We start from the raw sequence: 8,635 nt of genomic DNA on the forward strand, positions 1-8,635 counted from the left end.
AGCCCAGACCCAGGCCTTTGGAAGGATCTCGTCATGACACGCCTCGACGGAAGAGTTGCCATCGTCACCGGCGCCGAGCAAAGCATCGGCGCCGCAATCGCCGCCGGGCTGCATCAGGCCGGCGCCACGGTCGTGCTGACCGGCATCCGCGATGCCGATGGCAACAAGGCAGCCGCCGCGCTGGGGGACCGGGCGCGCTACCGGCGTGTCGATGTCGAGAGCGACGGCGACATCGAGGCTTGCCTCAAGGAATGTGCAGCGACCCATGGCCGGCTCGACATCCTGGTGAACTGCGCCTGCTCCTATCTCGACAGCGGGCTCGCCACCACGCGCGCGGATTGGCTGAAGAACCTCAACGTGACCGTGGTCGGCGCGGCGATCTTCGTGCAGAAGGCCGCCCCCTATCTCACCAAGCCCGGCGGCGTGGTGGTCAACATCGGCAGCGTCAGCGGCAAGTTCGGCAACGGCAACCGCGGCCCCTACTCCGCCGGCAAGGCAGCACTCATGCATTTCACCCGCTGCGCGGCCGTGGCGCTCGCCCCGGAGGGCATCAGGGTGGTGACCGTCACGCCGGCCTGGACCTGGTCGCCGCCGATGGAGGCGATGACTGCGGGCAGCCGCGAGGCGGCCGACCGGGGTGGGGCCTTCGTGCATCCGCTCGGGCGCGTCGGCCGCATGGAGGAAGTGGCGAACGCCGTGGTGTTCGCCGCTTCGGATGCCGCCTCCTGGATCAATGGCTGCGACATTCCGGTGGATGGCGGCTTCGCCATGCTCGGCCCCGACCAAGGCCGCGGCCCGAAATACTGGATCGCCCAAGCTGAACGCTAGAGATCAAGCCAGGCGCGTCAGCGGCCTCTCGGCGCGGTCGAGCATGACCCAGGCAAGCGCTGCGTCACGATCCTCGAAATGCTGATGCGAGGTGCGGCGAAAGAGAATGCTGACGAGCTTGATCAGACTGCCGAAGAGCAGGTCGCGGCTGACATAGGCGACCCGGGAAACACCGCCATCCCCACCCCAATCGGCCATGTCGCGGATCGCCCGGATGCACTCCCAATCAACGACGCCGATGAAGTCGAGCGCGTCCACGACCGTGCGCATGCTCCGACGCAGCAGCCCGGCCGCCATCGCCCGGCGGAAGCAGTCGAGGATTTCCTCGCCGCTGGGTTCGCCGGCGATCGTCACCCAGAGAATGTCGTCGGCGAGCCGGATCACCACGCGCCCGCCGGCGCTGCCGGAGCTCACGCAGCCGTCGGAAGCGGCGCTGTCATCGCCCATTGCCTTTAAGCCGGCCTCGCGCGTGCACCAGGCCGGCCGAAGATCGGCGCGACCCGCAATTTCGACGTGCATGCAATAGTATTCGATCGCCGCTCTGGCAAGCGCGATCTTTCCCTCCCGCTCGCTGCGGGAGTGAGCGCCGGTGTCGTTACACGCATTTCAATAGATGAGTGGCCCGCTTATCCCTGAAATTCGCGGACGAATTTCAGGGGCGGGACACTAGGCGGTGATATTGACGGTCTTGCCGCCGCCCTTGGCGTTGGCACTCGGGGCCGGGGTTGGTGTCGCCGGCGGAGGCGCCGCCGGCTTGGGCGCCGGCGGAGGCGGCTTCGGCTGAACGACCTGCCGGGTCCGGGCGGCCGGTGGTGGTGGAACGGCGCGCGTTGCGGCTGACACTGCCATGGAATGCTCCCCCTGCTTTCTGCTTCGACCACAATCGCCCGCGTTCTCGGCGCTCATTACGCACATCGGCGGGTCGATCTAAACGATCGCTTATCAATCACGCTTTTGTGAGCTTGTCCAGCGCACAGAGGTTGCATCCGCATGTTTCAACCAGCAGCGGTATGGCGTGCGTCGTTTCTCTCCGGAAATGCCAAAGGCCGCACCGGCAGGTGCGGCCTCGACGAGCGCGCGGACGAGAAAAGGCGCTTAGGCGGCGATCGCCGGCGGTAGCGCGGCCAAGCGCGCCTCGATCTCCCGCTTCTGCCGGTTGAGTGCCGCGACCGCGGTGGTGTTGGGCACCGGGCGCGAACGCTCGCGCAACAGATCATTGGTGATCGCCGAGAGACGGGAGCGCAGGTGTTGGACGGTGGCGTCGGTCATCTTCATGTTCTTGTCTCCAAAATTCCGGCGGCACTCGGCCTGGTTGTTCGCGGCCGGGCGTATATCCCGGCGCTCGCGGGAACTCAAGACTGAATGTTACCGCGCACGGCAGATGCGACGGATCTGCATGGCTGGACGGCGACGGGCGTCGCCTCGTGCTTCACCCAAATAGGGAGACGCTTCGCCTTCAGGCGGCCGGCACCGGGCGCGGCCGACGGTCATCGTCGATGGCGACATAGGTGAAGGTTCCCTCGGTCACCAGCATGTGGGTCTGGTCGGCGTGCTGGATCGCCCAGGCCTCGATCGCGATGGTGAGCGAGGTGCGGCCGACGCGCTTGAAGTCGGCATAGCAGCACACGACATCGCCGACGGTGACCGGACGATGGAATGTCATCGCATCGATCGCCACGGTGGCGACACGGCCGCGGGCGCGCATGCTGGCGGCGATGCCACCGGCGATGTCCATCTGCGAGAGCACCCAGCCGCCGAAGATATCGCCGGCGGGATTGGTATCCGCCGGCATCGCCAGAGTGCGCACCATGAGCTCGCCCCGAGGCTTGCGGCTCGCTTCCGGCTCCGGATATTTGCTGGGTTTTATTACCATATCTTGTGGTCTCCGCGGCCAACGCCTACCGCATCGGCTTGATCCAGCGCTGTTGTGCGGTGCATTATGGCGGGCATGAAGGATCTCTTCCACAAGACCGCCGGCGGCGCCCAGCGGGCGCAGGATTATTCGGCGAAGGACATCGAGGTTCTGGAGGGTCTGGAGCCGGTGCGCCGGCGTCCGGCCATGTATATCGGCGGCACCGATGAGCGGGGCTTGCATCATCTCGTGGCCGAGGTCTTGGACAACGCCATGGACGAGGCGGTCGCCGGCCACGCCAGCCGCATCGACCTCGAGCTGGCAGCCGACGGCTTCGTCACCGTGCGCGACAATGGCCGCGGCATTCCCGTCGATCGCCACCCGAAATTCCGCGACAAGTCCGCCCTCGAGGTGATCCTCACCATGCTGCATTCCGGCGGCAAGTTCTCACAGAATGTCTACAAGACCTCCGGCGGTCTGCACGGGGTCGGCGTCTCGGTGGTGAACGCGCTGTCGGACACGCTCGTGGTCGAGGTCGCCCGCGACCGCAAGCTCTTCACCCAGAGCTATGCCCGCGGCGCTCCCTCCTCGAAGCTGAAGGAGGCGGGTGCGGTCCTGAACCGCCGCGGCACCACGGTGCGCTTCCATCCCGATCCGCAGATCTTCGGGCCCCGCGCGAGCTTCCGCCCGGCGATGCTCTACCGGATGGCCCGCTCCAAAGCCTATTTGTTCAAGGGTGTGGAGATCCGCTGGTCCTGCGATCCGAAGCTGATCGCCGCCAACGACCCCACACCGGCGGCGGAAAGCTTCCACTTCGCCAACGGGCTTGCCGACTATTTGGCGGCGACCTTGGACGGGCGCTCGACGACGACGCCCACACCGTTCATCGGCGAGGCGAGCTTCCCCGAGGATGCCGGCAGGGCCGAATGGGCAATCGCCTGGCCCCTCGACGACGAGGGTTACTCGAATACTTACTGCAACACCATCCCCACGCTCGAGGGCGGGACCCATGAGGCCGGCATGCGCCAGGCCTTGCTGCGCGGGCTCCGAGGCTATGGCGAGCTCGTCGGCAACCGGCGCGCCGCCTCCGTGCAGGCCGAGGACGTGCTGAACGGCGCCGCCGCCATGCTTTCGGTGTTCATCCGCGAGCCGCAATTCCAGGGCCAGACCAAGGAGCGTCTGGTCAACCCCGGCGCCACGCGCCTCGTCGAGACCGCGGTCAAGGATCACTTCGACCATTGGCTCTCCGGCAATCCCGAGGCGGCCAACGACTTGCTCGCGCGGGTCATCGAGCGGGCCGAGGAACGCCTCCGGCGCAAGCAGGATAAGGAGCTTGCCCGCAAGAGCGCCACCCGCAAGCTCAGGCTGCCTGGCAAGCTCACCGATTGCACCCGCACCGAGCCCAAGGGCACCGAGATCTTCCTGGTCGAAGGCGATTCCGCCGGCGGCTCGGCCAAGCAGGCGCGCGATCGCGACACCCAGGCGGTGCTGCCGCTCCGCGGCAAGATCCTCAACGTCGCCAGCGCCTCGGCGGAGAAGCTCCGCGGCAACCAGGAGCTGGCCGATCTCACCCAGGCGCTCGGCTGCGGCACCGGCAGCCGCTACGACGACAAGGCGCTCCGCTACGAGCGCGTGATCATCATGACCGACGCCGATGTCGATGGCGCGCACATCGCCACCTTGCTGATGACCTTCTTCTATCGCGAGATGCGCGGCCTCATCGAAAACAGCCATCTCTTCTTGGCGCAGCCGCCGCTCTATCGATTGGCGCAGGGCAGCCTCGTCCACTATGCGCGCGACGATGCCCACAAGGATGAGCTCTTGGAGCGCGTCTTCAAGGGACGCGGCAAGGTCGAGATCAGCCGCTTCAAGGGTCTCGGCGAGATGATGGCGGCCCAGCTCCGCGAGACGACGATGCACCCCAAGCACCGGATGCTGTGGCAGGTGCAGATTCCCGACAGGGCCGCCGATGCGGTTCCGCCGGCGGCGGACGCGACCGCCGACATGGTGGAGCGGCTGATGGGCCGCAAGGCCGAGCTCCGCTTCCAGTTCATCCAGGAAAACGCCAAGTTCGCGAAAGACTTGGACGTCTAAATTATTCTAGTGCGCTAAGGCGCCTCGGCGCAGGCCCGCTCCGGCCCACTAGGCCCTTGGGCCGCGTCTTCGCGCGCCGGCTGAGAGCCGCAATCGATCCCCGAGCGGGACAAGGCGGAACTGGCGGGGATCACCGGATCCGCCGTCAAATCCGCTGACTCGATCTCGGCCCCAAAGAAGGCGAGCGCCAGAGCGGCGGCGAACAGCAGCATCGGGGCGGCCCGCTTGCGTGGGATCTTCATGCCGATGGCCCTGCTCCTGGAATTGCCGCAACGCAACGTGGCTGCCACGACGGTTCCAGTTACACGCGCAGGGCGAGCAATACCTGCGATGATTCGCCCGCTTCCTCGCGCCGCATCAGTGGCAGGGTCCACCGAGTGCCGCCGCGGCACTTGCCCCGGCCATAGAACGATTACACATAACGTTAGAGCGGGCACGAGATTGAGCCCGCGTCCTTCGTGAACCAGCCGATGGTTCGAGGAGGCACCATGACAGCAATCGCGTTCTCTCCGCCCAAGCATTGGGAAGATTGGGCCGGAGTGCTGCTGGGCATCTGGCTATGCGTATCGCCGTGGGTGCTGGGTTTTGCCGGCGACGACATGACCGCAACGCAGAATGCCGTTCTCATCGGCGCACTGCTCATTCTGGCCGAGATGGTGATCCTGATGGCCTTCCGCACCTGGGAGGAATGGGTCAACGTCATCCTCGGCCTTTGGCTCGTGATCTCGCCCTGGGCGCTCACTGTTGCCGCAACACCTCTGGTGGCCGTCGACTTCGTCGTTGTCGGCCTCGTCGTGCTGGGGCTCGCTTTCTACGAAATGTGGGACGAGCAGCACCACGCTCATCCCGCCTAGGCGGAAGCGGCGGTCGTCGGCGCCTTAGGCGGCGCCAGCGCCAAGGTCACGCCCATCCCGCGAGGGCGCCGATGGGCAAGGATCCCGCATGTCGCCTAAGGCTCGTCCGTAAGCCAGCGGCGCAACGCGGCGACGACCGGCTCTTTCTGCTCGAGCGGAGAGAGATGGCCGGAGTCCGCAACCACGATCAGGCGCGAATCGGCGATCCCGGCGGCCATCTCCCGGTGCAGCTCCACCGGCGTGATCGCATCCTCGGCACCGCACAGGACCAGCGTATGCGCATGGATGCGCACCAGGTCGGCGCGGCCATCCGGCCGGTTCATGATCGCGGTCTGCTGGCGCAGGAAGGCGTCACGGCCGACCCGCTCGGCCATGTCCATCACCGTCTGCGCCAACGCCGCGTCTTCCATGCGCTTGGGGTGGATGAGGAACGGCAGGAGCTGCGGCGTGACACCCCGGAAGCGACCGCTTGTCGCCAATTTGATGAGCGCTTGGCGCCGTTGGTGCTGCTCTTGCGTATCGGGCCGTGACGAGGTGTCGATGAGCGCCAGTCGAAGGACGCGCTCCGGCGCCTGGCGCATGATCTCCTGGGCGACATAGCCGCCCATGGAGAACCCCGCCAGCATGAACTTGTCCGGTGCCTCAGCCAGCGTGCGCTGGGCCATGGCGGTGATGCTGTCGTCCCGGGTCAAGTCAGCCACGATCGGCCGGGCCAGCTCGGCGAGCCCGGCGATCGGCGCTTCCCAGAGGGCCGCATCGCAGAGCAACCCCGGCAGCATCAGGAGCGCTGTGGGCGCGGTCATTCGAGCCACCCGAAACCCGCGTCGAAATGCCGCTCTTCGATATTTATGCGCGCGCCTCGCATGGCCCGGACCGTAGACCCGGAGGCTGGGGATGCCCAGTCTTTGATGGTGCCCGCTCCAGCCTCCTCGGCGCCGGTTTGGCCCCCTCGACAGGCTCTGGACGCAGTCCAGTCATGCAGGTCCCGGGGGCACTATTTTCCAATCGGCGTTTGACATTCCCGTAATAATCCACAACTAAGATGGGGATTTGAAAGACCCAACCAGACCGAACCAGAGAGTGAAGACGCTTAAACGATGGAATTTTCCGAACTGGGCCTGAGCGCCGAAGTTTTGCAGGCCGTCACCGATGCCGGCTACCAGACTCCCACCCCGATCCAAGAACAGGCCATCCCCGTCATATTGATGGGCCGTGACGTGCTCGGCTGCGCCCAGACCGGCACCGGCAAGACCGCCGGCTTCACGCTGCCGATGATCGACATCCTCTCCGCCGGCCGCGCCAAGGCGAGGATGCCGCGCTCGCTCATCGTCGAGCCGACCCGCGAGCTGGCCGCCCAGGTGGCCGAGAACTTCGAGACCTACGGCAAGTATCACAAGCTGAGCCATGCCTTGCTGATCGGCGGCGTGAGCTTCAGCGACCAGGAGTCCCGGCTCGACCGCGGCGTCGATGTGCTGATCGCCACGCCTGGTCGACTCTTGGACCAGTTCGAGCGTGGCAAGGTGCTCCTGAACGACGTCAAGCTGCTGGTGATCGACGAGGCCGACCGCATGCTCGACATGGGTTTCATCCCCGATGTCGAACGTATCGTCTCGCTGTTGCCGAAGATCCGCCAGACGCTGTTCTTCTCGGCCACCATGCCGCCCGAGATCAAGCGCCTGGCCGATGCCTTCCTCATGAACCCGCGCGAGATCTCCGTGTCGCCGCCGGCCTCGCCGGCAGCGAACGTGATCCAGGGCCTGGTCAAGGTCGGCACTGCCGACAAGCGGCGCGCGCTGCGCTCCTTGATCCAGAGCGAGGACGTGAAGAACGCGCTCATCTTCTGCAACCGCAAGCGCGACATCGGCGTGCTGGTACGATCGCTGGAGCGCCACGGCCTCGACGTGGGCGCGCTCCATGGCGACATGCATCAGAGCCAGCGCACCGAGACCCTCGATGCCTTCCGCGCCAACAAGATCCGGCTCCTGGTCTGCAGCGATGTCGCCGCCCGCGGCCTCGATATCGACGATCTGAGCCATGTCTTCTGTTTCGACGTGCCGCGCCATCCTGAGGACTACGTGCACCGCATCGGCCGCACCGGCCGCGCCGGCAAGTCGGGCCGCGCCTTCACCTTCGCCACCTCCGAGGACGGCAAGTTCCTGGCCGCGATCGAGCGCCTCATCGGCAAGAAGATCCCGATCGTCACGGTTGCCGACCTGCCCGAGGACGGCGGCGCCGAGGCCGAGCCCGCCGACGTGCGTGGTTCGCGCGAGCGTCGCCCCCGCCGCGGCGAGCGCAAGCCGAGCGCCGCGCCACGCCATTCCGCGCCCCGCGCGGTCGAGCCGCAGGCGGTCGAGCCCCATGCCGATAGCCACAATATCGCCGCCTTCCCGGGGGTGGACTTGGGGAGGGGGTGGTCCCCGTCCTCTCCCGGACCCTCCCCAGGCCCGCGATCCGAGCCCCGCCATCCCCGGCGCGAGGATCGCAACCGCGGCCGTGGCCACGAGCGCGAGGATGGCGCCCCGGTCGTCGGCCTCGGCGACCATGTGCCGGCCTTCCTGTTGCGGCCGGTCAAGGTGAGTAGCGCGGGCGACTAAGCCGCTCTATCCTCTCCGGCCATGAAGACGATCTTCATCATGGTCAAATGCCAGCTCGGCAAGGCCTATGACGTGGCCGATGCCGCCGTGCTCAATGTCGAGCAGGTCTCCGAGGTGCATTCCATTTCGGGCCAGTTCGACCTGTTGATGAAGTGCTACCTCGGCGACAACGAGGATATCGGCCACTTCGTCCAGGAAAAGGTGCAGCGGCTCCCCGGCATCAAGGACACCTTCACCCTCATCACCTTCAAGGCCTTCGCCTAGGCCAAGATCGTCATGCGCGGGCTCACATGAGGGTGTTGTCGTCAAGGGGTCATTTGGCTCTCCGTCTTTTAGATCCTGGAGCGAGCCTGTTGTCAGCCACGGCGTCGATGCCGTGGAACCTCACATCCGGTCGCCGCTGTTTGCGGCTG

At 66.3% G+C, this 8,635-nt stretch carries 10 protein-coding genes; 5 read left to right on the plus strand and 5 right to left on the minus strand.

Going from position 1 to position 8,635, the window contains the following annotated elements; translation table 11 throughout:
- The first annotated feature begins 33 nt into the window (after positions 1 to 33).
- A complete protein-coding gene (locus HY058_16785; protein MBI3498952.1) occupies positions 34 to 828 on the plus strand; it encodes an SDR family oxidoreductase in 795 nt (264 codons plus the stop codon).
- Positions 829 to 831: 3 nt separating this feature from the next.
- On the opposite strand, the gene HY058_16790 is transcribed toward HY058_16785, so the two are convergent.
- From HY058_16790 to HY058_16800, 3 genes are all read right to left on the minus strand, one after another.
- The gene (locus HY058_16790; GenBank protein MBI3498953.1) at positions 832 to 1,347 is read right to left on the minus strand and encodes a hypothetical protein; all 516 of its coding nucleotides are present in this window, start codon (positions 1,345 to 1,347) and stop codon (positions 832 to 834) included.
- A gap of 576 nt (positions 1,348 to 1,923) precedes the next feature.
- Positions 1,924 to 2,103 carry a hypothetical protein gene (locus tag HY058_16795; protein ID MBI3498954.1) on the minus strand — a complete coding sequence of 60 codons (180 nt, stop codon included), beginning with the start codon at positions 2,101 to 2,103 and terminating at the stop codon, positions 1,924 to 1,926.
- A gap of 181 nt (positions 2,104 to 2,284) precedes the next feature.
- A complete protein-coding gene (locus HY058_16800; protein ID MBI3498955.1) occupies positions 2,285 to 2,701 on the minus strand; it encodes an acyl-CoA thioesterase in 417 nt (138 codons plus the stop codon).
- A gap of 75 nt (positions 2,702 to 2,776) precedes the next feature.
- Between HY058_16800 and parE the strand changes: the two genes are divergently transcribed.
- Positions 2,777 to 4,774 carry a DNA topoisomerase IV subunit B gene (gene parE, locus HY058_16805; protein ID MBI3498956.1) on the plus strand — a complete coding sequence of 666 codons (1,998 nt, stop codon included), beginning with the start codon at positions 2,777 to 2,779 and terminating at the stop codon, positions 4,772 to 4,774.
- Positions 4,775 to 4,788: 14 nt separating this feature from the next.
- On the opposite strand, the gene HY058_16810 is transcribed toward parE, so the two are convergent.
- Positions 4,789 to 5,016: a hypothetical protein gene (locus HY058_16810; GenBank protein ID MBI3498957.1), complete on the minus strand. Its 228-nt coding sequence runs from the start codon at positions 5,014 to 5,016 to the stop codon at positions 4,789 to 4,791.
- 246 nt (positions 5,017 to 5,262) lie between these two features.
- Here HY058_16810 and HY058_16815 point away from each other — a divergent pair, with 246 nt between their 5' ends.
- A complete protein-coding gene (locus tag HY058_16815) occupies positions 5,263 to 5,628 on the plus strand; it encodes an SPW repeat protein (protein MBI3498958.1) in 366 nt (121 codons plus the stop codon).
- Between the two features lie 95 nt (positions 5,629 to 5,723).
- Here the strand turns inward: HY058_16815 and HY058_16820 are convergent, their stop codons facing one another.
- Positions 5,724 to 6,431 (minus strand): alpha/beta fold hydrolase, encoded by a 708-nt coding sequence (locus HY058_16820; protein ID MBI3498959.1) that lies wholly within the window; start codon positions 6,429 to 6,431, stop codon positions 5,724 to 5,726.
- Between the two features lie 294 nt (positions 6,432 to 6,725).
- On the opposite strand from HY058_16820, the gene HY058_16825 reads away from it, so the two are divergent.
- Entirely contained in the window at positions 6,726 to 8,222 is a 1,497-nt protein-coding gene (locus tag HY058_16825) for a DEAD/DEAH box helicase (protein ID MBI3498960.1), read from the plus strand.
- 21 nt (positions 8,223 to 8,243) lie between these two features.
- Positions 8,244 to 8,486: an Lrp/AsnC ligand binding domain-containing protein gene (locus HY058_16830; protein MBI3498961.1), complete on the plus strand. Its 243-nt coding sequence runs from the start codon at positions 8,244 to 8,246 to the stop codon at positions 8,484 to 8,486.
- The last annotated feature ends 149 nt before the right edge of the window (positions 8,487 to 8,635 follow it).

This window comes from Pseudomonadota bacterium (assembly GCA_016195085.1).
Taxonomy (GTDB): domain Bacteria; phylum Pseudomonadota; class Alphaproteobacteria; order SHVZ01; family SHVZ01; genus JACQAG01.